The sequence below is a fragment of the Paracoccus sp. KKT209 genome, assembly GCF_055635455.1.
In genome coordinates, this window is sequence record NZ_CM145758.1 from 2,865,884 (window position 1) to 2,889,665 (window position 23,782).

22 protein-coding genes and 1 tRNA gene are annotated in these 23,782 nt (G+C 67.7%); 10 read left to right on the forward strand and 13 right to left on the reverse strand.

Annotated features, from left to right (window positions below):
• Positions 1–32: 32 nt before the first annotated feature.
• Genes ACZ2G3_RS14210 through ACZ2G3_RS14220 form a run of 3 tightly spaced genes read right to left on the reverse strand, consistent with a single transcriptional unit; the run spans position 33 to position 3,835 of the window.
• The gene (locus ACZ2G3_RS14210; protein ID WP_470399148.1) at positions 33–1,019 is read right to left on the reverse strand and encodes a branched-chain amino acid ABC transporter permease; all 987 of its coding nucleotides are present in this window, start codon (positions 1,017–1,019) and stop codon (positions 33–35) included.
• 21 nt (positions 1,020–1,040) lie between these two features.
• A complete protein-coding gene (locus ACZ2G3_RS14215; protein ID WP_419269218.1) occupies positions 1,041–1,862 on the reverse strand; it encodes an ABC transporter ATP-binding protein in 822 nt (273 codons plus the stop codon).
• A complete protein-coding gene (locus tag ACZ2G3_RS14220; protein WP_470399150.1) occupies positions 1,859–3,835 on the reverse strand; it encodes an AMP-binding protein in 1,977 nt (658 codons plus the stop codon). The genes ACZ2G3_RS14215 and ACZ2G3_RS14220 overlap by 4 nt, the downstream gene beginning before the upstream one ends.
• A 178-nt stretch (positions 3,836–4,013) precedes the next feature.
• Between ACZ2G3_RS14220 and ACZ2G3_RS14225 the strand changes: the two genes are divergently transcribed.
• Positions 4,014–5,912 carry a PAS-domain containing protein gene (locus ACZ2G3_RS14225; RefSeq protein WP_470396662.1) on the forward strand — a complete coding sequence of 633 codons (1,899 nt, stop codon included), beginning with the start codon at positions 4,014–4,016 and terminating at the stop codon, positions 5,910–5,912.
• A gap of 9 nt (positions 5,913–5,921) precedes the next feature.
• Positions 5,922–6,623, forward strand: coding sequence for a response regulator transcription factor (locus ACZ2G3_RS14230; protein WP_419269221.1), 702 nt, complete (start codon positions 5,922–5,924; stop codon positions 6,621–6,623).
• A gap of 203 nt (positions 6,624–6,826) precedes the next feature.
• Here the strand turns inward: ACZ2G3_RS14230 and ACZ2G3_RS14235 are convergent, their stop codons facing one another.
• Complete coding sequence (locus ACZ2G3_RS14235) at positions 6,827–8,269, reverse strand: aldehyde dehydrogenase family protein (RefSeq protein WP_470399152.1); 1,443 nt, start codon at positions 8,267–8,269, stop codon at positions 6,827–6,829.
• Positions 8,270–8,446: 177 nt separating this feature from the next.
• Between ACZ2G3_RS14235 and ACZ2G3_RS14240 the strand changes: the two genes are divergently transcribed.
• Positions 8,447–9,103 (forward strand): peroxiredoxin, encoded by a 657-nt coding sequence (locus ACZ2G3_RS14240; RefSeq protein ID WP_470396663.1) that lies wholly within the window; start codon positions 8,447–8,449, stop codon positions 9,101–9,103.
• A gap of 15 nt (positions 9,104–9,118) precedes the next feature.
• On the opposite strand, the gene ACZ2G3_RS14245 is transcribed toward ACZ2G3_RS14240, so the two are convergent.
• The 8 genes from ACZ2G3_RS14245 to ACZ2G3_RS14280 form a co-directional block, all read right to left on the reverse strand.
• Positions 9,119–9,958 (reverse strand): glycosyltransferase family protein, encoded by an 840-nt coding sequence (locus ACZ2G3_RS14245; RefSeq protein ID WP_470396664.1) that lies wholly within the window; start codon positions 9,956–9,958, stop codon positions 9,119–9,121.
• Positions 9,943–10,743: a hypothetical protein gene (locus tag ACZ2G3_RS14250; RefSeq protein ID WP_470396666.1), complete on the reverse strand. Its 801-nt coding sequence runs from the start codon at positions 10,741–10,743 to the stop codon at positions 9,943–9,945. Before ACZ2G3_RS14250 ends, ACZ2G3_RS14245 begins: the two co-directional genes overlap by 16 nt.
• A 36-nt stretch (positions 10,744–10,779) precedes the next feature.
• The gene (locus ACZ2G3_RS14255; protein WP_470396667.1) at positions 10,780–11,553 is read right to left on the reverse strand and encodes a hypothetical protein; all 774 of its coding nucleotides are present in this window, start codon (positions 11,551–11,553) and stop codon (positions 10,780–10,782) included.
• Between the two features lie 145 nt (positions 11,554–11,698).
• Positions 11,699–13,840 carry a polyribonucleotide nucleotidyltransferase gene (gene pnp, locus ACZ2G3_RS14260; protein ID WP_470396668.1) on the reverse strand — a complete coding sequence of 714 codons (2,142 nt, stop codon included), beginning with the start codon at positions 13,838–13,840 and terminating at the stop codon, positions 11,699–11,701.
• 407 nt (positions 13,841–14,247) lie between these two features.
• On the reverse strand, positions 14,248–14,517 hold the full coding sequence (rpsO, locus tag ACZ2G3_RS14265; protein ID WP_111297725.1) for a 30S ribosomal protein S15: 270 nt from the start codon (positions 14,515–14,517) through the stop codon (positions 14,248–14,250).
• 148 nt (positions 14,518–14,665) lie between these two features.
• Positions 14,666–15,616 (reverse strand): calcium-binding protein, encoded by a 951-nt coding sequence (locus tag ACZ2G3_RS14270; protein ID WP_470396669.1) that lies wholly within the window; start codon positions 15,614–15,616, stop codon positions 14,666–14,668.
• A 208-nt stretch (positions 15,617–15,824) separates the two neighbouring features.
• The gene (gene ykgO / locus ACZ2G3_RS14275; protein ID WP_042245282.1) at positions 15,825–15,950 is read right to left on the reverse strand and encodes a type B 50S ribosomal protein L36; all 126 of its coding nucleotides are present in this window, start codon (positions 15,948–15,950) and stop codon (positions 15,825–15,827) included.
• A gap of 81 nt (positions 15,951–16,031) precedes the next feature.
• Positions 16,032–16,106, reverse strand: a tRNA-Val gene (locus ACZ2G3_RS14280).
• 153 nt (positions 16,107–16,259) lie between these two features.
• Between ACZ2G3_RS14280 and ACZ2G3_RS14285 the strand changes: the two genes are divergently transcribed.
• From ACZ2G3_RS14285 to ACZ2G3_RS14295, 3 genes are read left to right on the forward strand one after another with little or no spacing between them, the layout of a single operon-like run.
• A complete protein-coding gene (locus ACZ2G3_RS14285; RefSeq protein ID WP_419269232.1) occupies positions 16,260–17,120 on the forward strand; it encodes an N-formylglutamate amidohydrolase in 861 nt (286 codons plus the stop codon).
• Between the two features lie 6 nt (positions 17,121–17,126).
• Positions 17,127–17,387, forward strand: a complete 261-nt coding sequence (locus tag ACZ2G3_RS14290) for a hypothetical protein (protein WP_470396671.1) — start codon at positions 17,127–17,129, stop codon at positions 17,385–17,387.
• Between the two features lie 14 nt (positions 17,388–17,401).
• Positions 17,402–17,812 carry an NUDIX hydrolase gene (locus ACZ2G3_RS14295; RefSeq protein WP_470396672.1) on the forward strand — a complete coding sequence of 137 codons (411 nt, stop codon included), beginning with the start codon at positions 17,402–17,404 and terminating at the stop codon, positions 17,810–17,812.
• Here ACZ2G3_RS14295 and pyrF read toward each other — a convergent pair.
• Positions 17,809–18,495, reverse strand: a complete 687-nt coding sequence (gene pyrF / locus ACZ2G3_RS14300) for an orotidine-5'-phosphate decarboxylase (protein WP_470396674.1) — start codon at positions 18,493–18,495, stop codon at positions 17,809–17,811. The two genes, ACZ2G3_RS14295 and pyrF, sit on opposite strands and share 4 nt — an antisense overlap.
• Before the next feature lie 161 nt (positions 18,496–18,656).
• Between pyrF and clpB the strand changes: the two genes are divergently transcribed.
• The 4 genes from clpB to msrA all read left to right on the forward strand — a co-directional run bounded on the left by clpB (position 18,657) and on the right by msrA (position 23,677).
• On the forward strand, positions 18,657–21,296 hold the full coding sequence (gene clpB, locus ACZ2G3_RS14305) for an ATP-dependent chaperone ClpB (RefSeq protein ID WP_470396676.1): 2,640 nt from the start codon (positions 18,657–18,659) through the stop codon (positions 21,294–21,296).
• Positions 21,297–21,692: 396 nt separating this feature from the next.
• Complete coding sequence (locus ACZ2G3_RS14310) at positions 21,693–22,661, forward strand: NAD(P)H-dependent flavin oxidoreductase (RefSeq protein ID WP_470396678.1); 969 nt, start codon at positions 21,693–21,695, stop codon at positions 22,659–22,661.
• A 67-nt stretch (positions 22,662–22,728) separates the two neighbouring features.
• Positions 22,729–23,178, forward strand: coding sequence for a peptide-methionine (R)-S-oxide reductase MsrB (msrB, locus tag ACZ2G3_RS14315; protein WP_470396680.1), 450 nt, complete (start codon positions 22,729–22,731; stop codon positions 23,176–23,178).
• Entirely contained in the window at positions 23,171–23,677 is a 507-nt protein-coding gene (msrA, locus tag ACZ2G3_RS14320) for a peptide-methionine (S)-S-oxide reductase MsrA (RefSeq protein WP_470396682.1), read from the forward strand. Before msrB ends, msrA begins: the two co-directional genes overlap by 8 nt.
• The last annotated feature ends 105 nt before the right edge of the window (positions 23,678–23,782 follow it).

Here is a 23,782-nt window from a genome sequence, read left to right on the forward strand (position 1 = left end):
CGGGGTATTTGTGCAACGAAGAAGCGGCATGGTCACACCCGTTCGATGATGCGTTCGCCAAAGAGGCCCTGGGGTCGGAAGACCAGGAACAGCAGGGCCAGGACATAGGCGAACCAGTTCTCGGTCGCGCCGCCGACCATCGGGCCCACGGTGAATTCGAACAGCTTCTCGCCCACGCCGATGATCAGCCCGCCGACGATGGCGCCGGGGATCGAGGTGAAGCCGCCCAGCATCAGCACCGGCAGCGCCTTGAGCGCGATCAGCGACAGGCTGAACTGCACGCCCGATTTCGTGCCCCACATGATGCCCGCGACCAGCGCCACGAAGCCCGCGATCGACCAGACCATCACCCAGATGAAGCGCAGCGAGATACCCACCGACAGCGCCGCCTGGTGGTCGTCGGCGACCGCCCGCATGGCGCGGCCCTGCTTGGTGTACTGGGCGAAGGCCACCAGCGCCGCGACCAGCAGCGCCGCGATGACGGTCGCCCAGATGTCCAGGCGGTCGATGAAGAAGCCGTAGCCGAACCAGGCATCCGTCATCGTCTCGATCCCGTCCGAGATGCCCTGCGGCAGGCCCACGTCCAGCGTCTTGATGTCGGCGCCCCACATCACGTCGCCCAGGCCTTCCAGGAAATAGGCCAGGCCGATCGTGGCCATGAAGAGGATGATCGGCTCCTGCCCGACCAGGTGCTGCAGGACCAGCTTCTCGATCAGGAAGGCCAGGCCCACCATCACCAGCGCAGTCAGCGCGATGGCCAGGACCGACGGAACGGTCCAGCCGAAATGGTGCAGCTGCGTGCCCAAGGCCGCATTGATCAGATGCGCGAAGGGCACCTGGCCGTTCTGGATGCCCACCAGGGTCAGCGCCGCGAACAGCGCCAGCACCCCCTGGGCATAGTTGAAGACGCCCGAGGCCTTGAAGATCAGGACGAAGCCCAAGGCCACCAGCGCGTACATCACGCCGGTCATCAGCCCGTTCAGCACCACCTCGGCGGCAAAGATCAACTGGTCCATCAGTGGGTCCCCCCGTTTGCGCGATCAGTCATGGGCCACCCCCAGATAGGCATCGATCACCTCCTGGTTGGCGCGCACCTCGGCCGGCGTGCCGTCGCCGATCTTCTTGCCGTAATCCATCACCACCACCCGGTCCGACAGGTCCATGACCACGCCCATGTCGTGCTCGATCAGGCAGATCGTGGTGCCGAACTCGTCATTCACGTCCAGGATGAAGCGGGACATGTCCTCCTTTTCCTCGACGTTCATGCCGGCCATGGGCTCGTCCAGCAGCAGCAGCTGCGGCTCGGCGGCCAGGGCGCGGGCCAGTTCGACCCGCTTCTTGAGGCCATAGGGCAGACGGCCCACCGGGGTCTTGCGGATGTTCTGGATCTCGAGAAAGTCGATGACCTTCTCGACCGCCTCGCGGTTCTCGTTCTCCTCGCGCTCGGCCGCGCCCCACCAAAGGGCCTGGGACAGAAAGCCCGCCTTCATCCGGTTCAGCCGGCCGGTCATGATGTTGTCCAGGACCGACATGCCGTCGAACAGCGCGATGTTCTGGAAGGTGCGGGCGATGCCCAGCCGCGCCACCTGATAGGGCTTCATCGGCCCGCGGCGATGGCCCTTGAACCAGACCTCTCCCTCCTGCGGGTGGTAGAAGCCCGAGATCACGTTCAGCATGGACGACTTGCCGGCGCCGTTCGGGCCGATGATCGCCCGGATCTCGCCCTGGCGGATGTCGAAGCTGATGTCCTTGATCGCCACCACGCCGCCGAAACGCAGGGTGATGTTCTTCATCTCCATCAGCACGCCGCCGATCTGGCGGCCGTCCGCGGTGACATAGCCCTCGGTGCTCATCTGGTTCATTCGGCTGCCACCTTCTGCTGGGCCGACTGGCCGAAGACGGGCACGTCCTCGATGCGCAGCGTGGCCTTGATGCTGCCCTTGCGGCCGTCCTCGTAGGTGACCTCGGTCTCGGTGTAGATGCTGGAGGACCCGTCATAGAGCGCGCCCACCAGGTCGGCGAACTTCTCGCTGATGACGGCGCGGCGGACCTTGCGGGTGCGGGTCATCTCTCCGTCGTCGGGGTCCAGCTCCTTGTGCAGCACCAGGAAACGGTGGACCTGGCAGCCGGCCAGCATCGGGTCCTCGGCGACCGATCGGTTGACCTCCTCGACATGGGCGCGGATCGTCGCATAGACCTGCGGATGGGCGGCCAGTTCCTGATAGCTGCCATAGGCGATATTGTTGCGCTCGGCCCAGTTGCCCACCGCCGACAGGTCGATGTTGATCATCGCCGTGCAATAGTCGCGGCCGTTGCCGATCACGACGGCTTCCAGGATGTTGGGATAGAACTTCAGCTTGTTCTCGACATATTTGGGCGCGAACATCGACCCGTCGGCCATGCGACCCACGTCCTTGGCGCGGTCGATGATGCGCAGATGGCCGGTCGTCTCCTCGAAGAAGCCCGCGTCGCCCGTGGCGACCCAGCCCTGCCTGTCCTTGGTCGAGGCGGTGCTCTCGGCATTCTTGTAATATTCGACGAAGGTGCCGGGGCTGCGGTAATAGACCTCGCCGTTCTCGCCGATGCGGACCTCGACGCCGGGGCTGGGCACGCCGACCGTGTCGGACCGCACCTGCCCGTCGGGCTGCTGGGTAATGAACACCGAGGCCTCGGTCTGGCCATAGAGCTGCTTCAGGTTGATGCCCAGGCTGCGGTAGAAATCGAAGATCTCGGGCCCGATCGCCTCGCCGGCGGTATAGCCCACGCGCACCCGCGACAGGCCCAGCGTGTTCTTCAGCGGGCCAAAGACGAAGATCCGCCCCAGGCCATAGGCCAGCCGGTCGCCCAGGGGCACCGACCTGCCGTCCAGCAGCGCGGGACCGGCGCGGCGCGCGATCTCCATGCCGCGGCGGAACAACCAGCGCTTGACGCGGCCGGCATCCTCCATGCGGATCATCACCGAGGTCAGCTGCCCCTCGAAGACGCGCGGCGGGGCAAAGAAATAGGTCGGCCCGATCTCGCGCATGTCGGTCATCATCGTATGCGCGCCCTCGGGGCAGTTCACGGTGAAACCGGACCAGACCGCCTGCCCCACCGAAAAGATGAAGTCCCCGACCCAGGCCATCGGCAGATAGGCCACGATCTCCTCGCGGTGGTCCAGACGGTCGAACTCGGCCGTGTTCTTCGCGGTCTCGATGATGTTGCGGTTGGACAGCACGACGCCCTTGGGCTTGCCGGTGGTGCCGCTGGTGTACAGCATCACGCAGGTGCTGTCGTAATCAAGCCCCGCGATCAGCGCGTCCAGCTGCGGCCCCAGACGCTGCGCGGCGGCGCGGCCCTCGGCCTGCACGTCGGCCAGGGCGTTCATGTGGGAATGGTCGTATTTCCGCATCCCGCGCTTGTCGGTATAGATGATCTGCTCGACCCCCTCGACGGTCTGGCCGACCTCCAGGACCTTGTCGACCTGCTCCTGGTCGCCGCAGATGACAAACCGCGCCCCGCAATGGCCCATCACATAGGCCATCTCCTCGGCCACGGCGTCCTGGTACAGCGGCACCGGCACCGCGCCGCACATCTGCGCGGCCATCATGCCCCAGTAATGCGCCGGGCGGTTGCGCCCGATGATCGCCACATGCTCGCCCGGCTTCAGCCCCAGCGCCAGAAGGCCCAGCGCCAGCGCCCGGATCTCCTCCGCCGCCTCGGCCCAGGTCCAGCTTTGCCAGATCCCGTATTCCTTTTCCCGATAGGCGGGCCGCTGGCCGAAACGGGCGACATTTCGCGCCAGCAGCGCAGGAATGGATTGCAATTCGCCCACGGGCGTCTGCTGGTCCGTCATGTCTCCTCCCCAGGTTCCATGGCGCATTGCGCGATCTGCCATCAGGACCTCCTCGCCCCGTTGGCCGCTTCACCATTGGCGCCAATCCTTGCGCCAGTTTGTCGCGAATCCAACAAAATGTTACAGCGCTTCCGCAGATCGCGGCCGGGTGCTAGGCCTGTCCGCGGAGGAGAGACCGATGGACCGACCCGCACTCGAGACAGGGCCGCTGACCCCGGCCGAGATCCGTGCCGACCTGACGCGCTCGGGGCTGAACCTGATCGGCCAGGCGCTGTCCATCTTCGACGCCGACCTGCGCCTGGCGGTGGCCAACCGCCAGTACCAGACGATGTTCGACTTGCCCGAGGCCTTGACCCTGCCCGGCGCCAGCTTCGAGGACACGATCCGTTTCCTGGTGCTTCGCGGCGAATACGGCCCCCAGGACGATCCCGAAGCGGCCGTGGCGCTGCGGGTGGCCCAGGCCCGCACCTTCCAGGCGCATTACTTCGAGCGCCAGCGCGCCGACGGCCGCTGGATCACGGTCGAGGGCGCGCCGCTGACCCAGGGAGGCTGGGTCACCGTCTATACCGACATCACCGACGCCAAGCAGCAGGAGGCGCTGCTGCGCGCCCGGTCCGAGGAGTTGTCCGAACAGGTGCTGCTGAACGCCGAACGGCTGGCCGCCGCCAACCGCCAGCTGGCCGCCACCAACGCCGCCCTCTCCGAGGCGCAGCGCATCCTGACCCGGACCGAGGCACGCACCCGCCAGGTGACCGAGATGGTCCCCGCCCATATCGCCCACATGGACGGGCAGTTCCGCTACACCTTCTCGAACCGCCGCCTGCCCTCGATCTTTCCGGGCGCGGCGGGCCAGATCGTCGGCCTGACCCTGGAACAGGCGCTTGGTCCCGCGACCTGCGCCACGCTGCAACCCTACATGGCCCGCGCGTTGTCGGGCGATCCGCAGGTGTTCGAGATCACGCACCCGACCTCGGGCCGGCGCATCCGCATCGCGCTGACCCCTGATCGCGAGGGCCAGGGCGCCTATATCCTCTCGACCGACGTCTCGGCCGAGGTGCAGGCGCGCGAGGCGCTGGTTCATGCCGGCAAGCGCAGCCTGGCCGCGCAGCTGACCTCGGGGATGGCGCATGACTTCGGCAACCTGCTGACCATCATCCTGGGCCTGCAGGCACGCCTGGCCTCGCGGATCGAGGCCGGGGAACTGCCCGCCGCCGCCTCCGAGGACGTGCAGGCGACGCTGGCCGCCGCCCGGCGCGGCGCGGCCCTGCTGGACCGTCTGGCGCGGATCAGCGCACCCCGCGAACCCTCGCTGGAACCGACCGACCTGGGCGCGCTGCTGGCGGACCTTGCCACGCTCTCGCGCCCCTCGCTCTCCGAAGGCGTGACGCTGGACCTTCAGGTGCAGCCCTTGCCCCCGGCCCTGCTGCTGGACCCCGGCGCATTGCAGGATTCGCTGCTGAACCTGATCCTGAACGCCAATGCGGCGATCCGCCCGCCCGGCCGCATCACCCTGTCGGCCGCCCGCAGCGGCGACTGGCTGGAACTGGTCGTGCGCGACACCGGCCCCGGCTTCTCGCCCGAGGCGCTGACCCGCGCGACCGAGCCCTTCTTCACCACCAAGAAGGGCCAGGGATCGGGCCTGGGCCTGGCCATGGTCTATGACCTGACCAAGCTGGTCGACGGGACGCTGCGGCTGGAAAATCATCCCGGCGGCGCGCAGGTGACGCTGCGCCTGCCTTGGCGCCCGGTCGCGCGGCAGATGGTGCTGCTGGTCGAGGATGACGACCTGATCCGCGCCCAGGTGCGCGACATGCTGACCGGCCTTGGCCATGCGGTGATCGAGGCCGCCAGCCTGTCCGAGGCCCGCGCCCTGGTCGACCTGCCCGGCCTGACGGTGATCCTGTCGGACATCCAGCTGGGCGACGGGCTGGGCCTGGACCTGGACGCGCCCATGCCGGTGATCCTGATGACCTCGCTGCCGCCCGGCGCGCCGCTGCGCGCCCGCGCGGCGGGACCGGTGCTGACCAAGCCCTTCACCGCCGCCCGCCTGGCGGCCACCCTGGCCGAAGCCAGATAAGGACATCCCGTGACCGAAGCTCCGCTGATCGCCATCCTGGACGACGAACCCGAGATCCGCCGCCTGCTGTCATCGGCGCTGGAACAGGCGGGCTTCCGCACCCAGTGCTTCGGCCGCGCCACGGAGTTCGAGGCGGCGCTGCGCCGCCTGACACCCGAAGCCTGCCTGATCGACCTGGGCCTGCCCGATCGCGACGGCCTGGCGCTGGTCCACCGGCTGGCCACCGAATCGGGGGCCGCGATCATCATCATCTCGGGCCGCGCCCAGGTGCAGGACCGGGTGACGGGGCTGGAACTGGGGGCCGACGACTACATCATCAAGCCCTTCGAGCCGGCGGAGGTCGTGGCCCGCATCCGCGCCCGCCTGCGCCGCCCGGCCCAGGGCGCCCCCAGCCGCCCCCAGACCCTGCGCTTTGCCGGCTGGACGGCCGATTTCGACCGCTACCTGCTGACCGCGCCCGACGGCACCGAGACCCCGCTGAGCCATGCCGAGGCCGAGGTGCTGCGCATGTTCACCGACAATCCCCGCCGCCTGATCACCCGCGCGCAGATGCTGGAAACCTTGGGCGGCGCCGCCGGCGAAAGCTTTGACCGGGCGATGGACGTGCGCATCTCGCGCCTGCGCACCAAGCTGGGCGAGGACCCCAAGAACCCCCGCCTGATCAAGACGATCTACGGCGCGGGCTACATCTTCCTGGCCGAGATTGGCTGACCGCCAAAGGAGCGGCGAAAGCCCTCCCCATCATGGGGGCCCGGCTTTCGCGCAGGGCATCGCCCCGCAGGCTCGCCCCATCCACCTCCGGCACCCGACCGGTCCGTTCCCCTCATGTACCACGGCCCCAGTCAGCCTCCGCGATGTGCCGGAGGGACGGGAAGTCCCCCGGCACGTCGCGGGACACGACAGGATCCCGCCGTTCAGGCGTCGGGATCCCATCCGCTGATGGCCTTGCTGTCCATGAACTCCTCCAGCCCCATGACGCCGCCCTCGCGCGCGCGCCCCGACATCTTCACCCCGCCAAAGGCCGAACCCGCCCCGCGCGACACGCCGTTCATCTCGACCATGCCCGCGCGCAGCTGCCGCGCCACACGGTTGCGGCGCGCACCGTCCTGGCTCTGGACATAGTTCGTCAGCCCGTAGGGCGTGTCATTGGCGATCGCCACCGCCTCCTCCTCGCTGTCGAAGGGGATGATCGATAGGACCGGGCCAAAGACCTCCTGCCGGGCGATAGTCATGTCATTGGTGACATCCGCGAACACCGTGGGCCGCACGAAATAGCCGCGATTCACGCCCTCGGGCAGGCCGGTGCCGCCAGCGACCAGGCGCGCGCCCTCGTCGATGCCGGCCTGGATCAGGCCCTGGATCTTCTCCCATTGCGGGCGGCTGACCACCGGGCCGATATGCTTGCCCGGCTGATGGGCGCTGGCGACCGCCGTCTCCTGCGCCACCTTTGCGGCCACCTCGACGGCCCGGTCATAGGCCGCGCGTTCGACCAGCATCCGGGTCGGCGCGTTGCAGGACTGGCCGCTGTTGTAGAAACAGTGCCGCGCGCCGCGCACAACCGCCTTGTCGTCGGCATCGGCAAAGACGATGTTCGCGCCCTTGCCGCCCAGTTCCAGCACGACCTTCTTCAGGCTGTCGGCGGCGGCCTTGCTGATCGCGATGCCCGCGCGGGTCGATCCGGTAAAGCTGATCATCTCGACATCGGGATGGACCGACAGTTGGCTGCCGACCCCGGCGCCGTCGCCATTGACCAGGTTGAAGACGCCTGCGGGCACGCCCGCCTCGTGCAGGATCTCGGCGAACAGCATCGACGACAGCGGCGCGATCTCCGAAGGCTTCAGCACGCAGGTGTCCCCCGCCAGCAGCGCCGGGATGACCTTCAGCGTCACCTGGTTCATCGGCCAGTTCCAGGGCGTGATCAGGCCCACCACGCCGACCGGCTCCCAGGCGACCATGCTGGTGGGGGCGTGGTCCCCCAGCGGGCGGATGAACTGGAAGTCCCTGAAGGCGGTGATGAAATTGCGCGTGTGATAGGCCCCGGCATCGACCTGGTCGTCCAGCGACATGTCCTGCGGTGCGCCCATCTCGTGGCTGATCGCCCAGGCCATGTCGGGGGCGCGACGCTGATAGATCTCCAGGACCTTCTCGACCACCGCCAGGCGGTCGGCCGGGGGCGTGGCGGCCCAAGCCGGGAAGGCCCGCCTGGCCGCCGCCACCGCGCGGTCCGTATCCTCCTGCCCGCCCAGCGAGATCACCGCCACCGGCTCTTCGGTCGAGGGGTCGATCACCTCCAGGTCGCGGGCCGCCGCGGGCGCCACCCAAGCCCCGTCGATATAGAATTCGCGCTTGTCCAGCAGATCGGTCATCTCGCCCTCCTTGGCATCGTTCGGGGCAAAGCCTGTCACCGCGCCCCGCCCGCCGCAAGCCCGGCCGGCCCGGCGAAATGCAGCGCGTGCCGTCATTCCGCCCGGTCTGGCAATCCGCGCGACCCGGCTTATGTTGAGCCAACGCAACCAACCGAAAGAACGCGGCCCATGTCCCTGCGCATCAACGACACCGCCCCCGACTTCACCGCCAATTCGACCGAGGGGCAGATCCGCTTCCACGACTGGATCGGCGACAGCTACGCGATCGTCTTCAGCCACCCGCGCGACTTCACCCCGGTCTGCACCACGGAATTCGGTGCCGTGGCCCAATTGGCCCCGGAATTTGAACAGCGCAACACCAAGGTGCTGGGCGTCTCGGTGGACAGCGTCGAGGATCACCAGAAATGGAAGGCCGACATCGGCAAGGTCGCGGGCGTTCCGGCCAACTTCGCCATCATCGACGACAGCGATCTGGCGGTGGCCAAGGCCTATGACATGCTGCCCGCCGAATACTATCTGCCGACCGAAGGGCGCACGCCCGCCCATTCCGCCACCGTGCGCACGGTCTTCATCATCGGGCCGGACAAGAAGGTCCGCCTGACCATGACCTATCCGATGTCGGTCGGGCGCAACTTCGCGGAAATCCTGCGCGCGCTGGACGCCGTGCGCAAGACCGACGGCGTGCCGCTGGCCACGCCGGCCAACTGGATGCCGGGACAGGACGTGATCGTGGCCCTGTCGCTGGACAATGCGGCGGCCGAGGCGAAATACGGCCCGCTGGACATCAAGCTGCCCTATCTGCGCTACGCCAAGGACCCGGCCTGACCCGGCGGCCCGGCCTCAGCCGGGCCAGCCATAATGCTCCATCAGGGCGGCAATGGCCCGGTCATTGCCGCCCTGCCCCCCCGGGGGGCGGTTCACGGCCCGCAGGCTGACGGCCTGGCTGCCGTCCCATTCCAGGATGCGCGCCCGCCCGCCGATCTTCGCCGGCCGCGATCCCGCCATCCGGTGCATCCAGTAGAGCCAGATGTCATCCGCCCCCGGCGCCAGCCGCAGGAACAGGTCGTCGCGCGTCACGTCGGGGTGGAACACGCCGGGCGCATAGATCACCCCCGACACCCCGGTCGGAAAGACCAGCGGCCCTGCCTCGGGCCCACCGATATTGTGCTCCCAAACCTCGTATCCGGCTGGCCGATCGCCCTCCATCACCACGCGATGCGCGCGCAGGCAGGCGATGCGCGCCCCGCCCGCCGCAGCCGCGACCAGCCGCTCCAGCCAGTCGGCGGGATAATAGAGGTCGTCGTCGGCTGTGGCGACAAAGGCATCGGGATGTGCCATCAGCGTCGGCACGATCTTCTTGTAGGACCGCCAGTCAGGGCAGACCTGGACCTCCAGCCCCGCCAAGTCCCGGATCTCGGGCGGCAGCCGGTGCAGGTCGCCTTGGTCCAGCCACAGGATCACCCGGTCGGGCTGCACGGTCTGGCGCAGCAGCGCCCGCAGCGTCGGCGCCAGCGTGTCAAAGCGCGCGTGATAGCTGGTCAGCGACACGACCAGCGGGCCGGGCAGGCCATGCGCGCGGCCGGGCTGGTCAGGCCGCGCGGCGATCTCGGCCAGGGCCCGTGCCTGCCGGCGGCGCTGCTTGAAGCGGCGGAACGCGTCGCGGATCACGGGTTTTCCCACGCCTTGCGCAGCCAGCCGATGTCGCCGATCCGCCGGTACCACTTGTGCCCCCGCCCGGCAAAGACGTCCTCCATCTTGGGCGCCCCCGCGAACAGCACGATCTTTGCGCCCACGGGCAGGGAAGGGTCGCGCCGATAGCTGGCAAGGTTCCGCGGCACGCAGTCGTTCTTGAAGCTGACGCACCAGCCTTTGGGCCAGTAATGCAGATGCCCATGCGCGGCCAGCTGCGCCGACTGGAACTGCTGGCTGATCTCATAGTCCCGCGTCGCCGCCCCCGGATCGGCCAGATAGGCCTCCAGCACATAGCCATGCGCGCCCACCTGGTACCGGAACACGCTGGAATTGCCGACGCTGTGCAAAAACCGGTCGCGGCCGGGGTTCACGCGGCGCAGCGGTTTTGCCCGGAACAGGTCGTCGTCGCGGATGATGAAGAAATCGCCCGGCAGATCGAAGAACGGCCCCAAGTCATCCACCACCACCAGGTCGATGTCCAGAAACAGCGCCGTCCCCGCCAGCGCCGCATCCGGGCCGCCCAGGTCGCGCCGGAACAGCGCCAGCTTGCGCCAGCGCGTGTCGGAATGGCCCGCGGGCAGGCCCAGTTCGGGCAACGGCATCGGCTCGATCTGTGGGTCCAGGCCCGCCGCGTCATCGGTAAAGCAGATGAACCGGTGCGGCCGCGCCAGATGCCGCCGCACCTGCGCCGCCAGCCGGTTCACGTCGGCGCTGGAATAGAGCGTGCCCCATTTCATCGTGAGGATCAGGACCTCGGTGCTGCTGTTTTCCATGACTGCCTTTCGCGTGCCGCCTGCGCAGCCCCAGCCCTACAGAGAATGCCCTATGCCCTCAAGCACGGCCAGGACATCGGGGCCCAGCACGACCTTCAGCCCCCGCAGGCGGGCGGCACGGACCCGCTCGGCGAACAGCGCCGCCTCCTGCCGGGGCGCGTGATGGGCGGCATCCGCGATCCGCAGCCGGGCCGCCGCGTCATCGGGGACGGCAGGATCATAGCCCGGGCAATAGCAGGTCTGGAAGAAGGTGCAGCCCACCACCGCCAGTTCGGCGATCGGCGCCTCCAGAAAGAAATCCGCTGCGACCAGGCCCGTGGTGGGGCTGCAGCCGCCCAATGCCGCCGACAGGGCCTGATAGCGCAACAGCGGCAGGCAGCGCACCTCGACCTGCGGCGCCAACTGCCGGCTGGCGATCACCGTCCGCAGAAAGGCGCCCTGCGTCGGGGTGCGGTGGACCAGCATCCTCACCCCCGCCTGCGCCAGCTTCTCGGGGGTGACCGGGCGGGCATCCGGGGTCAGCGAATGAAACAGCATGTCACAGCGCAGCCGGTCCGCCCCCAGTGCCGGCACCGGCGTATCCAGCCCGTTGTTCATGCGCACGATCAGGTCGTAGCGACCCGGCTCGATCGCCGCCAAGTCCTGCGCCACCGTCCGCGCCGGCCCCAGGATCAGCACCCGTCGGCCGGCCACATCGCGCCCGTCCAGCAGCAGGCGCGGGGTCAGGCGGCGATACAGCCGTCGCGTCACCAGCTTTCGCAGCGGCACCGGCAGGGCGGTCACGACGCTCAAGGCACTGAACTGGAACACCAGGACCCGCTTGGTTGTTTCCGGAAAGTCTGGGGGTCAGGCTAGGCCCGATCCCCCCACCGGTCAATCGCACGCCTGCGCATGAAAAAGCCCCGCACGGGGGCGGGGCTTTCTCTGCGGTCACTCTGCGGTCAGATCGGGGCGATCACTCGGCCGACTGTTCCTGCTTTTCCTCGATCTCGGCACCGGTCTCCTGGTCGACCATCTTCATGCCCAGGCGGACCTTGCCACGGTCGTCAAAGCCCAGCAGCTTGACCTTGACCTCCTGGCCCTCCTTCAGGATCTCGTTCGGATGGCCCAGGCGGCGGTTGGCGATCTGGCTGACATGCACCAGGCCGTCGCGCTTGCCGAAGAAGTTCACGAAGGCGCCGAAATCGACCAGCTTCACGACCTTGCCGGTATAGACCTTGCCTTCTTCCGGCTCGGCCACGATCGAATAGATCAGGTCATAGGCCTTCTTGATCGAATCGGCATTGGCCGAGGCGATCTTGATGACACCGTCGTCGTTGATGTCGACCTTGGCACCCGAAACCTCGACGATCTCGCGAATGACCTTGCCGCCCGAACCGATCACTTCACGGATCTTGTCGGTCGGGATCTGCATCGTCTCGATGCGCGGGGCATGGGCGCTGAACTCGCGGCGACCTTCGGTCAGGGCGTTGCCCATTTCCGCCAGGATGTGCATCCGGCCGTCCTTGGCCTGCGCCAGGGCCTGCTCCATGATCGCGGGCGTGATGCCCTGGACCTTGATGTCCATCTGCAGCGACGTGATGCCGTTCTCGGTCCCCGCCACCTTGAAGTCCATGTCGCCCAGGTGGTCTTCGTCACCCAGGATGTCGGTCAGCACGGCAAAGCGGCCGTCGTCTTCCAGGATCAGGCCCATCGCGACGCCGGCGACCGGCGCCTTCAGCGGCACGCCCGCATCCATCATCGACAGCGACCCGCCGCAGACCGACGCCATCGAGGACGAGCCGTTCGATTCGGTGATCTCGGACACGACGCGGATGGTGTAGGGGAAGTCTGTCGCCGCCGGCAGAACCGCCTGCAGCGCGCGCCAGGCCAGCTTGCCATGGCCGATCTCGCGGCGGCCGGGCGAACCCACGCGGCCAACCTCGCCGACCGAATACGGCGGGAAGTTGTAGTGCAGCAGGAAGTTCGAGCGGCTGTTGCCGTGCAGCGCGTCGATGATCTGCTCGTCGTCGCCGGTGCCCAGCGTGGTCACGACCAGCGCCTGCGTCTCGCCGCGGGTGAACAGGGCCGAACCATGCGTGCGCGGCAGGATGCCGACTTCGCTGACGATCGACCGGACGGTCTTGGTGTCGCGGCCGTCGATGCGGGCGCCGCCGCTGATGATGTCACCGCGCAGGATGCCCGATTCCAGCTTCTTCAGCGCCGAACCCAGGTTCGGGTTGGCCAGATCTTCCTCGGACAGGCTTTCCTTGACCTTGGACTTGGCGGCGGCGATGGCGTCCTGGCGATCGGACTTGTCGCGGATCGAATAGGCGGCGCGCATGTCGGTCTCGCCGGCGGCCTTCACCTTGGCGTAAAGTTCGCTGTAGTCGGGCGAACGGAAATCGAAGGGCTCCTTGGCGGCGTCCTCGGCCAGATCGATGATCAGGTCGATCACGGGCTGCATCGCCTCGTGGCCGAACTTCACCGCGCCCAGCATTTCCTCCTCGGTCAGCTCATAGGCTTCCGATTCGACCATCATCACGCCGTCCTTGGTGCCGGCGACGACCAGGTCCAGGCGCTGTTCGGGATTGTTGCGCAGGTGGTCCATGTCCTGAACTTCCGGGTTCAGCACATATTCGCCATTGGCAAAGCCGACGCGCGCGGCGCCGATCGGACCCATGAAGGGCACGCCCGAGATGGTCAGCGCGGCCGAGGCGGCGATCATCGCGACCATGTCGGGATCGTTCACCAGGTCATGGCTCAGCACGGTGCACATGACCAGCACTTCATGCTTGAAGCCGGGGGCGAACAGCGGGCGGATCGGCCGGTCGATCAGGCGCGCGGTCAGCGTCTCCTTTTCCGACGGGCGCGCCTCGCGCTTGAAGAAGCCGCCGGGCACCTTGCCGGCTGCATAGTATTTTTCCTGGTAGTGAACCGTCAGGGGGAAGAAGTCCTGCCCCGGCTTGGGTTCCTTCGCGAAGGTGACGTTGGCCATGACGCTGGTCTCGCCCAGGGTGGCGATGACGCTGCCGTCGGCCTGACGGGCAACCTTGCCCGTTTCCAGCGTGAGCGTTTCCTGGCCCCACTGGATCGATTTCTTCACTTCATGAAACATCTGATTTCCTCAAAGGGTGAACCGGCCCTCCGGCTCTCCCATGTCATATGGCGGCCCCATTGCCGCCGCCCCTATCCTTTGCATGTGCCCCGGGGCCGGACCTCACGTCGCAGATGGACGGCAGATACAGGAAAATCGCGTCCTAGGGAAGTGGGACCGCGGCACCCGCCCGGCCCGCGCCAAAGCTGGGCGACGGGTCAACGGCGGCTCCGCAAGCGGTGTACGCGCTGTGCCTGCGTCGTGCATCGACGGTGCACCCCCGGTGCCGGCCGAAACCGTTGGGATCGCAGGTCCCGCGCCCGCTCCCGCCCATTGTCCGACATGGCCCGACGCAACAGGCAAGGCTGAACGCAAAACGCCCGCGGCAGGGGCCACGGGCGCTTCGGAAACGTTCAGGACGCGTCGGATCAGCGACGGATGCCCAGCTTGCCGATCAGGGAGGTATAGCGGGCCTCTTCCTTCTTCTTCAGATAGTCCAGCAGCTTGCGGCGCTGCGCGACCATCATCAGCAGACCACGGCGCGAGTGGTTGTCTTTCTTGTGCGACTTGAAGTGCTCGGTCAGGGTGGTGATGCGCGAGGTCAGGATCGCGATCTGCACTTCCGGCGAGCCGGTGTCGCCTTCCTTGGTGCCGAATTCCTTGATGACGCGGGCTTTTTCTTCAACGGTGATCGACATCGGGATCTCCTTTCGGATGAAGGGTTATGGCGCAGGCCGGGATGTCGTCCAGCACAGGCCCATGGAGCACCGCCAAGCCCAGCGGCCCTGCGGATGCGCGCCTATAGGCGGAACGCAGGCAAAAGAAAAGCCCCGACCGGCAGTGCCCTTACTCGATGGCGACGATGCGCACATCCTCGACCTTCAGCCCGCCATGCTGCAGCAGACGCCCGACCGAGTGACCGTTCACCTCCAGCAGGAAGGTGCCGTCCTCGTCCTCGCGCAGGCTCAGCTGCGCGTCACGCGCGACCACGGCGTCCAGGTGCAGGGTGATCTGGTCCTCGCGGGAGTCAAAATCCGCAATCGTCGGAAATCCTTCAGGAATATCGCGCAGCACGAAACTGTCCTGGCCTTCGTTCCCGGAGGCGAAGTCATGGGCGCCGGGCATGAGCGTGTCATTGCCCTCGCCGCCGTTCATCCAGACCGTCTCGGGTCCGTCATGGCCGATCAGGACGTCATCTCCCCGCCCGCCGTCCAGATCGTCCGACCCCTCGGTCGAGATCAGGATGTCATTGCCGTCATGCCCCGACAGGATGTCGTTGCCGGCTCCGCCGAACAGCGTGTCATCGCCTTCGCCGCCCATCAGCGTGTCGTCGCCCGCGTCGCCATAAAGCAGGTCGTCCCCGCCCTGCCCCGCCAGCAGGTCGTCGCCCGCGCCACCCCGGATGACGTCATTGCCGCCCGGACCGTAATCGCCGTCGCCCTGGACCCAGTCATTGCCCTCGCCCGCCTCGATCGTGTCATGACCCTGGCCGCCGCGCAGGTCATCATCACCGGCATGGCCGCGGATCAGGTCATCGCCCGGCATGCCCATCACCTGGTCCGGCTCGTCGGTTCCCTCGATCATGGAAGCAGGCCCCTCATCCAGCGAATCGGGGGGGACCAGGTCCGGCAGGGTTGGCGGCAGCAGGTCCTCGTTCCGCTCACCCGGGTTCCGCTCATCGAGGGCCTCGGGCTCGGCCTCGTCCTCGGGCTCCTCCTCGCGCGGCGAGGACAGCGAGGTCAGGTCCACCATCAGCCCGGCCATGACCAGGCCCAGAAGGCCACCGAAAAACAGCATCTGCCCGTCCCCATTCATGGCCGGCCAAGCGCCGCCCCGCAAAAGATACGACAGGGGCCGGTCCGGGCGAACGCCAAACTTAATAAAACCTTAACTCAACTGCCGAACCGGGCTTCGCGATCCCGCGGGCATGAAAAAACCCGCCTTGCGGGGCGGGTGTTCTCGTCGTTTCCAGTGACCTGCCGGGTTCCCGGCCAGGACCTGCCGATCAGCCCTGGCGGGCCTTGAAGCGGCGGTTGGTCTTGTTGATCACGTAAATGCGGCCCTTGCGGCGCACGACCTGGCAGTCGCGGTGCCGGCTCTTGAGCGAGCGGAGCGAGTTGCGAACCTTCATCGGTCTTCTCCATCGTCGCGGCGCATCGCAGCCGCCAGGAAAACGAAATGCCCCCGACACTGGCCGGGGGCGGCGAAATAATGGTGGGCGGTACTGGGATCGAACCAGTGGCCACTACGATGTCAACGTAGTGCTCTACCGCTGAGCTAACCGCCCGTCCTTCGGTGATTCCGTCGTGTTTCCTTGCGAAAACCCTTCCGAACCCCCTCGGTCCGCGTGTCTATAACGGGGGTCCTTGGGGGATTCAAGGCCTATCGGCAGCAGATTTTTCAGGTTTATATGTCACGACGCATAAGCCGAGGTCTGCAATTGTCCCGGACTGAACTGCCCTACGTCCTGACCCGTCCCGACAGCTGGCTCAGCGGGGTGATCTTCGCGTCGCCCCATTCCGGCTGCGATTATCCCGACTGGTTCCTGCGCGAGACCCGCCTGCCCGTGCAGCTCCTGCGCTCGTCCGAGGATGCCTTTGTCGACCGGCTGATCGCGCCGGCCGTGGCGCATGGGGCGGTCACCCTGTCGGCGCGGGTGCCGCGCTGCATCGTGGACCTGAACCGCGGCGTGGACGAGATCGACCCGCTGGTCGTGCGCGGCGTGCCGCGCCATCCGCTGAACCAGCGCACCTTGGCCGGGCTGGGGGTGATTCCCCGCGTCGTGTCGCAGGGCCGGGTGATCCACGACCGCCAGATCGAGCGCACCGAGGCCGAGCGCCGGATCGAAAGCTGCTGGCGGCCCTATCACCAGGCGCTGTCGGGCCTGATCGCCGAGGCGCGCGCCCGCTTTGGCCAGGCGATCCTGATCGACATGCATTCGATGCCGCAGGATGCGCTGGCCCATCTGCAGGGGATCCGGCCCGAGATGGTGCTGGGCAACCGGCACGGACTGTCCTCGGCCGCGCGGGTCTCCGACGCGGTCTGCGCGGCGGTCGAGGCCGAGGGCTGGCGCATCCGCCGCAACTCGCCCTTTTCAGGGGCCTATATCTGCGCGGCCTATGGCCGGCCGGCGCAGAATGTCCATGTCGTCCAGCTGGAGATCGACCGCTCGCTCTATATGGAGGAGGCGACGATCACCCCGCGCCCCGACTTCGACCTCTTTGCCGCGCGAATCGGGCGGGTGATCCAGCGGCTGGCCGGCCTCGGCGGCGCGCAGGCCGGCCGCATCGCGGCGGAATAGGGCCGCATGACCGGGTTTTCCGCGATGAACGGCTGGCTGTGGCTGGCGGCCGCCCTGCTCCTGGCGGCGGTCGAGCTGCTGCTGCCGGGATGGCTGTTCATGGGCCTGGCCGGCGCGGCGGGCGTCATGGCCGTCCTGCTGCTGTCGGGCCTTTGGACGGCCGGCCTGCCGCTGACGCTGCTGGCCACGGCGGCACTGGCGGCGGTGATCTGGCTGGTGCTGCACCGTATCGCGGGTCCGCGCCGCCCGCAGGACCGTGATCGTTAGCGCGGGGCCGGACCTTGCACGACGACAGGCCCTTTCACGGCGCCAAGCTGTTCCTGACCCACGGCGGCCGGATGCTGACCTACCTTCGCGACGACCGGCCGGGCCTGCCCTTCCCGGACCACTGGGACCTGCCCGGCGGCGGCCGCGAAGGAGAGGAGACGCCTGTTGATTGTGCCCGCCGGGAACTGGTCGAGGAATTCGGGCTGGACCTGCCGCCCACGCGCCTGACGGGCCATCTCTTCCCGTCGCACGCGGCGCCGGGGATGGTGTCTTGGCTGTTCGCCGGACAGCTGACCGCCGCCGAGATCGCCGCCATCCGCTTTGGCGACGAGGGGCAGGAATGGCGGATGATGGAGGTGGCCGATTACCTGGCCCATCCCCGCGCCGTCCCGCATTTCTGCCGCTGGATCAGGGCGCTGCCCTAGGCGGCCGCGATCTCGGACAGGATCGCCTGCGCGGCGGCGCGGGGATCGGCGGCCTGCCAGACCGGGCGCCCCACGACGATGTGGTCCACGCCCGCCGCGATTGCGCTGGCCGGGGTTTCCACCCGCTTCTGGTCGCCAAGCGCCGCGCCCGCGGGCCGCACGCCCGGCGTCACGATCAGCCGCGATCCCGGCAGCGCGCGGATGGCCCCGGCCTCGCGCGGGGAACAGATGATGCCGTCAGCCCCGGCCTCGAAGGCGCGGGCGGCGCGTTCCACGGTGATCTCGTGCAGGTCGCCCGCGCGGATCATCCCCGCATCCAGGTCGGCCCGCTCCAGCGAGGTCAGGATGGTCACGCCCAGGATCTTGAGGTTCGACCCCGCCGCTCCCTCCTTGGCGGCGCGGATCACATGCGGATCGCCATGCACCGTCAGGAAATCCAGGTCGAACTGCGCCAGCCCGCGCACGGCTGCCTCGACCGTCGCGCCGATGTCGAACAGCTTCATGTCCAGGAAGATGCGCTTGCCGTGGTCCTGCTTCAGCTCCATCGCCAGGGCCAGGCCGCCGCCGGTCAGCATCCCCAGCCCGATCTTGTAGAAGCCCACGGCATCGCCCAGCTTTTCCGCCAGATCCAGTCCTGCAAGCGCGTTCGGCACGTCCAGCGCCACGATCAGCCGGTCATCCATCCTGGGGGTCCCTGTTCCTGCGAAATCGGGGCCTTATGACACAGGCGAAAGGCGCTTGAAAGCGCCGCGGGAACACCCAAATCTGGGGTATCAGACCCGGATCGGGGCGTGCCGCAACAGGGCGCCGCCAGCACGGGGGCTTAACCAGAGGAGAAGTGCCGATGAACATGGAAAAGTTCACGGAACGGTCGCGCGGCTTCCTGCAGGCGGCACAGACCATCGCGATTCGCGAAAACCAGCAACGCGTCATGCCCGAACACCTGCTGAAGGCATTGATGGATGATGACCAGGGCCTGGCATCGAACCTGATCACCCGCTCGGGCGGCGAGGCGAACAGGGTGCGCGAGGCGGTCGACCAGGCCGTGGCCAAGCTGCCCAAGGTGTCGGGCGGCAGCGGCCAGGTCTATGTCGATCCCAGCCTTGTCCGCGTCCTGGACGAGGCCGAGACGGTCGCCAAGAAGGCCGGCGACAGCTTTGTTCCCGCCGAACGCGTGCTGATGGCGCTGGCCATGGTGAACACCAATGCCCGCGACGCGCTGGCGGCGGGCTCGGTCAATGCGCAGGCGCTGAACGCCGCGATCAACGACATCCGCAAGGGCCGCACCGCCGACACGGCCAGCGCCGAGGACAGCTATGAGGCGCTGGAGAAATACGCCCGCGACCTGACGGCGGCGGCGCGCGAGGGCAAGATCGACCCGATCATCGGCCGCGACGAGGAGATCCGCCGCGCCATGCAGGTCCTGTCGCGGCGCACCAAGAACAACCCCGTGCTGATCGGCGAACCCGGCGTCGGCAAGACCGCCATCGCCGAAGGGCTGGCCCTGCGCATCATCGACGGCGACGTGCCCGAAAGCCTGCGCGACAAGCGGCTGATGGCGCTGGACATGGGCGCGCTGATCGCCGGCGCCAAATATCGCGGCGAATTCGAGGAGCGCCTGAAGTCGATCCTGAAGGAGATCGAGACCGCCTCGGGCGAGATCATCCTGTTCATCGACGAGATGCACACGCTGGTCGGGGCGGGCAAGTCGGACGGCGCAATGGATGCCGCGAACCTGATCAAGCCCGCCCTGGCGCGTGGAGAGCTGCACTGCATCGGCGCGACGACCCTGGACGAATACCGCAAGTACATCGAAAAGGACGCGGCCCTGGCCCGGCGGTTCCAGCCCGTGATGGTCGAGGAGCCGACGGTCGAGGACACGATCAGCATCCTGCGCGGCATCAAGGAAAAATACGAACTGCACCACGGCGTGCGGATCAGCGACGCGGCGCTGGTCGCGGCCGCGCAGTTGTCGCACCGCTACATCACCGACCGCTTCCTGCCCGACAAGGCCATCGACCTGATGGACGAGGCCGCCTCGCGCCTGCGGATGGAGGTCGACAGCAAGCCCGAGGAGCTGGACCAGCTGGATCGCCAGATCCTGCAGCTGCAGATCGAGGCCGAGGCGCTGAAGAAGGAGGACGACGCGGCCTCCAGGGACCGGCTGGAGCGGCTGGAAAAGGACCTCTCCGACCTGCAGCAGCGCAGTGCCGAGATGACTGCCCGCTGGCAGGCGGAGCGCGACAAGCTGCAGGGCTCGCGCGATCTCAAGGAACAGCTGGACCGGGCACGGGCCGAACTGGACCAAGCCAAGCGCGAGGGCAACCTGGCGCGGGCGGGCGAGCTGTCCTATGGCATCATCCCCGGCCTGGAAAAGCAGCTGTCCGAGGCGGAATCGGGCGGCGTCGACGGGCTGATGGTCGAGGAGGCCGTCCGCCCCGAGCAGATCGCCGAGGTGGTCGAGCGCTGGACCGGCATCCCCACCAGCAAGATGCTGGAGGGCGAACGCGACAAGCTGTTGAAGATGGAGGAACAGATCGGCCGCCGCGTCATCGGCCAGGCCGAGGCCGTGACCGCCGTCAGCAACGCCGTCCGCCGCGCCCGCGCCGGCCTTAACGACGAGAACCGGCCGCTTGGCAGCTTCCTGTTCCTGGGGCCCACCGGCGTCGGCAAGACCGAACTGACCAAGGCCCTGGCCGAATACATGTTCGACGATGACAGCGCGATGGTCCGCATCGACATGTCCGAGTTCATGGAGAAGCATTCCGTGGCCCGGCTGATCGGCGCGCCTCCGGGCTATGTCGGCTATGACGAGGGCGGCGTCCTGACCGAGGCCGTGCGGCGCCGTCCCTACCAGGTGATCCTGTTCGACGAGGTCGAAAAGGCGCATCCGGACGTCTTCAACGTGCTCTTGCAGGTGCTGGACGACGGCGTGCTGACGGACGGCCAGGGCCGGACGGTGGACTTCAAGCAGACGCTGATCATCCTGACCTCGAACCTGGGGTCGCAGGCGCTGTCGCACCTGCCCGAGGAGGCCGATGCGTCGGATGCCCGCCATCAGGTGATGGAGGCGGTGCGGGCCCATTTCCGCCCCGAATTCCTGAACCGCCTGGACGAGATCATCATCTTCCGCCGCCTGTCGCGGTCGAACATGGACGGGATCGTGCAGATCCAGCTGCAGCGGCTGGAGAAACGGCTGGCGGCGCGCAAGATCGCGCTGGACCTGGAACCCGACGCCCGCCGCTGGCTGGCCGACCAGGGCTATGACCCGGTCTTCGGCGCGCGGCCGCTGAAGCGAGTGATCCAGCGCGCGCTGCAGGACCCGCTGGCGGAACTGCTGCTGTCAGGCGAGGTGATGGACGGCTCCAGCGTCCATGTCGATGCGGGCCCCGACGGGCTGATCGTCGGCAACCGCGTCGGCCGGGCCGGCCCCCGGCTTGGTGCCATCGGCGAAGGGCCCCGGCCCGACGCGCCGATCCACTGACCCCTGAAAGGCCCCGGAGCGCTCCGGGGCCTTTCTCCATCCGATCTCCATCCGGCAGGCCGCTTTCTATTGCCCATCCCCTCCTGCCTCGGACCGGCTGAGTCTGCTCGCGATGAGGATGCCCGCATGAGCGGCCCACCGGGCCTTCATGGCGTCCCGGAACAGCCGGTACATGAGGGCACTTTCCTTCCGACAGGGCATGGACGGATGTTCTGCAGTGACCGCGCCCCGTGGAACCTGCCTGTGTGCAGCGGCCCGGAGGCCCGCGTGCGCGTTCAGGCATTCCGCCACGCCACGCCTTCAGGGCCGGCGGCCAGCCAAGCTGCGCCGCCGCGTCACGCCTTGCCCCCTGCCGGGGGGCGCGGCATCGTGGCGGAAATCCAAGGGAGGACCTCCATGCTGCCACCGATCCTGCAGAACCTGCGCATCCCCGTCGTCGCCTCGCCGATGTTCATCGTCTCGGGGCCGGACCTGGTCATCGCGCAGTGCAAGGCGGGCATCGTCGGCAGCTTTCCGGCGCTGAACGCGCGCGAAAAGGAGGGCGGGCCCGCGCTGCTGGAAACCTGGCTGACCCGCATCACGGAGGAGCTGGACCGCCACAACCAGGCCAACCCCGACCGTCCCGCCGCCCCCTTTGCCGTCAACCAGATCGTCCATCGCAGCAATGCCCGGCTGGAGCGCGACATCGAGATCTGCCACCGCCACAAGGTGCCGATCTGGATCACCTCGCTTGGGGCGCGGGTCGAGGTGAACCAGGCCGCCCATGATTGCGGCGGCATCGCGTTGCATGACGTGATCAACAACACCTTCGCGAAGAAGGCCATCGAGAAGGGCGCAGACGGGCTGATCGCGGTGGCCGCGGGTGCGGGCGGCCATGCCGGGCCGCAATCGCCCTTTGCCCTGATCCAGGAGATCCGTGAATGGTTCGACGGGCCGCTGCTGCTGTCGGGGGCCATCGCCACGGGGCGTGCGGTGCTGGCGGCCCGCGTGATGGGCGCCGACCTGGCCTATATCGGCAGCCCCTTCATCGCCACCGAAGAGGCGAATGCCGATGAAGCCTATAAGCGGATGATCGTGGAAGCAGGGGCGATGGACATCGTCACCTCGTCGCTGTTCACCGGCGTGTCGGGGAACTACCTGGCGCCCTCGATCCGCAACGCGGGGCTGGACCCGGACAACCTGGCCGGGGCGGATGCCTCCTCCATGAACTTCGCCCAAGGCTCGTCCAAGCCCAAGGCCTGGAGCACCATCTGGGGCGCGGGCCAGGGCATCGGTGCGGTCAAGGCGGTGGAGCCGGCAGCGGTGCGCATCGACCGTCTGGCGGCGGAATATGCCGCGGCCAAGGCGGCGGTTGCGGCCATGTGACCTTTGCGAAACGGCGGTGGCGTTCCCATATAGGGGATCGAACGCCACCCCTTTCCAGGAGGACAGATTGGCCTATCAAAAGACCCCCGACGCCGTCGCGCGCCTGACGCCCGAACAATATCGCGTCACGCAGGAGAGCGGCACCGAACGCGCCTTCACAGGCGAATACGACCACCATTTCGAGGCCGGCCTCTATGTCGACGTCGTCTCCGGAGAGCCGCTGTTCGTCAGCAGCACCAAGTACAATTCCGGTTGCGGCTGGCCCGCTTTCACCAAGCCGGTCGAAGGCAACGTGACCGAGCATCGCGATGTCAGCCACGGCATGGTCCGGGTCGAGGTGCGGTCCAGGCACGGCGACAGCCACCTGGGCCATGTCTTCCCCGACGGGCCGCGCGACCAGGGCGGGCTGCGCTATTGCATCAATTCGGCCGCGCTGCGTTTCGTCCCCAGGGACCGCATGGAGGCCGAAGGCTACGGCGACTATCTGGCCCAGATCGAGGAGGTGTCCCATGGCTGAGCGCGCAGTTCTGGCCGGCGGCTGTTTCTGGGGGATGCAGGACCTGATCCGGCGCCTGCCCGGGGTGATTTCGACCCGCGTCGGCTATACCGGCGGTGACGTCCCCCACGCGACCTATCGCAACCACGGCAGCCATGCCGAGGGCATCGAGATCATCTTCGACCCCGACCTGATCACCTATCGCCGGTTGCTGGAGTTCTTCTTCCAGATCCATGATCCCACGACTCCCAACCGCCAAGGCAACGACATCGGACCGGGCTATCGCTCGGCCATCTATTTTGTCGACGACACGCAAAAGCAGGTGGCGCTGGACACGATCGCGGATGTGGATGCCTCGGGCATCTGGCCCGGGCGCGTCGTGACCGAGGTGGAGCCGGTCGGCGACTTCTGGGAGGCCGAGCCGGAGCACCAGGATTACCTGGAGCGCATCCCCAACGGCTATACCTGCCACTTCCCGCGTCCCGGTTGGGTCCTGCCCAAGCGCAGCGCGGCCGAATGAGCATCGGCCGTGCCCCGGTTCCGACCGGGGCGCGGCTTTTGTCCCACCGTGGCCGGGGGCGCTTCGCCCCCGGACCCCCTAAGGGTATTGGGACAACGGAGACCC

Bases quoted from the DNA above. Each gene is read 5' to 3' on its own strand.
- ACZ2G3_RS14290 (WP_470396671.1), top strand. From the start codon at position 17,127: ATGACCGGGTTTTCCGCGATGAACGGCTGGCTGTGGCTGGCGGCCGCC.
- msrA (WP_470396682.1), top strand. From the start codon at position 23,171: ATGGCTGAGCGCGCAGTTCTGGCCGGCGGCTGTTTCTGGGGGATGCAG.
- ACZ2G3_RS14240 (WP_470396663.1), top strand. From the start codon at position 8,447: ATGTCCCTGCGCATCAACGACACCGCCCCCGACTTCACCGCCAATTCG.
- ykgO (WP_042245282.1), bottom strand. From the start codon at position 15,950: ATGAAGGTTCGCAACTCGCTCCGCTCGCTCAAGAGCCGGCACCGCGAC.
- ACZ2G3_RS14215 (WP_419269218.1), bottom strand. From the start codon at position 1,862: ATGAACCAGATGAGCACCGAGGGCTATGTCACCGCGGACGGCCGCCAG.
- ACZ2G3_RS14310 (WP_470396678.1), top strand. From the start codon at position 21,693: ATGCTGCCACCGATCCTGCAGAACCTGCGCATCCCCGTCGTCGCCTCG.
- ACZ2G3_RS14220 (WP_470399150.1), bottom strand. From the start codon at position 3,835: ATGACGGACCAGCAGACGCCCGTGGGCGAATTGCAATCCATTCCTGCG.
- ACZ2G3_RS14250 (WP_470396666.1), bottom strand. From the start codon at position 10,743: ATGGAAAACAGCAGCACCGAGGTCCTGATCCTCACGATGAAATGGGGC.
- pnp (WP_470396668.1), bottom strand. From the start codon at position 13,840: ATGTTTCATGAAGTGAAGAAATCGATCCAGTGGGGCCAGGAAACGCTC.
- pyrF (WP_470396674.1), bottom strand. From the start codon at position 18,495: ATGGATGACCGGCTGATCGTGGCGCTGGACGTGCCGAACGCGCTTGCA.
- rpsO (WP_111297725.1), bottom strand. From the start codon at position 14,517: ATGTCGATCACCGTTGAAGAAAAAGCCCGCGTCATCAAGGAATTCGGC.
- ACZ2G3_RS14225 (WP_470396662.1), top strand. From the start codon at position 4,014: ATGGACCGACCCGCACTCGAGACAGGGCCGCTGACCCCGGCCGAGATC.
- clpB (WP_470396676.1), top strand. From the start codon at position 18,657: ATGAACATGGAAAAGTTCACGGAACGGTCGCGCGGCTTCCTGCAGGCG.
- ACZ2G3_RS14270 (WP_470396669.1), bottom strand. From the start codon at position 15,616: ATGCTGTTTTTCGGTGGCCTTCTGGGCCTGGTCATGGCCGGGCTGATG.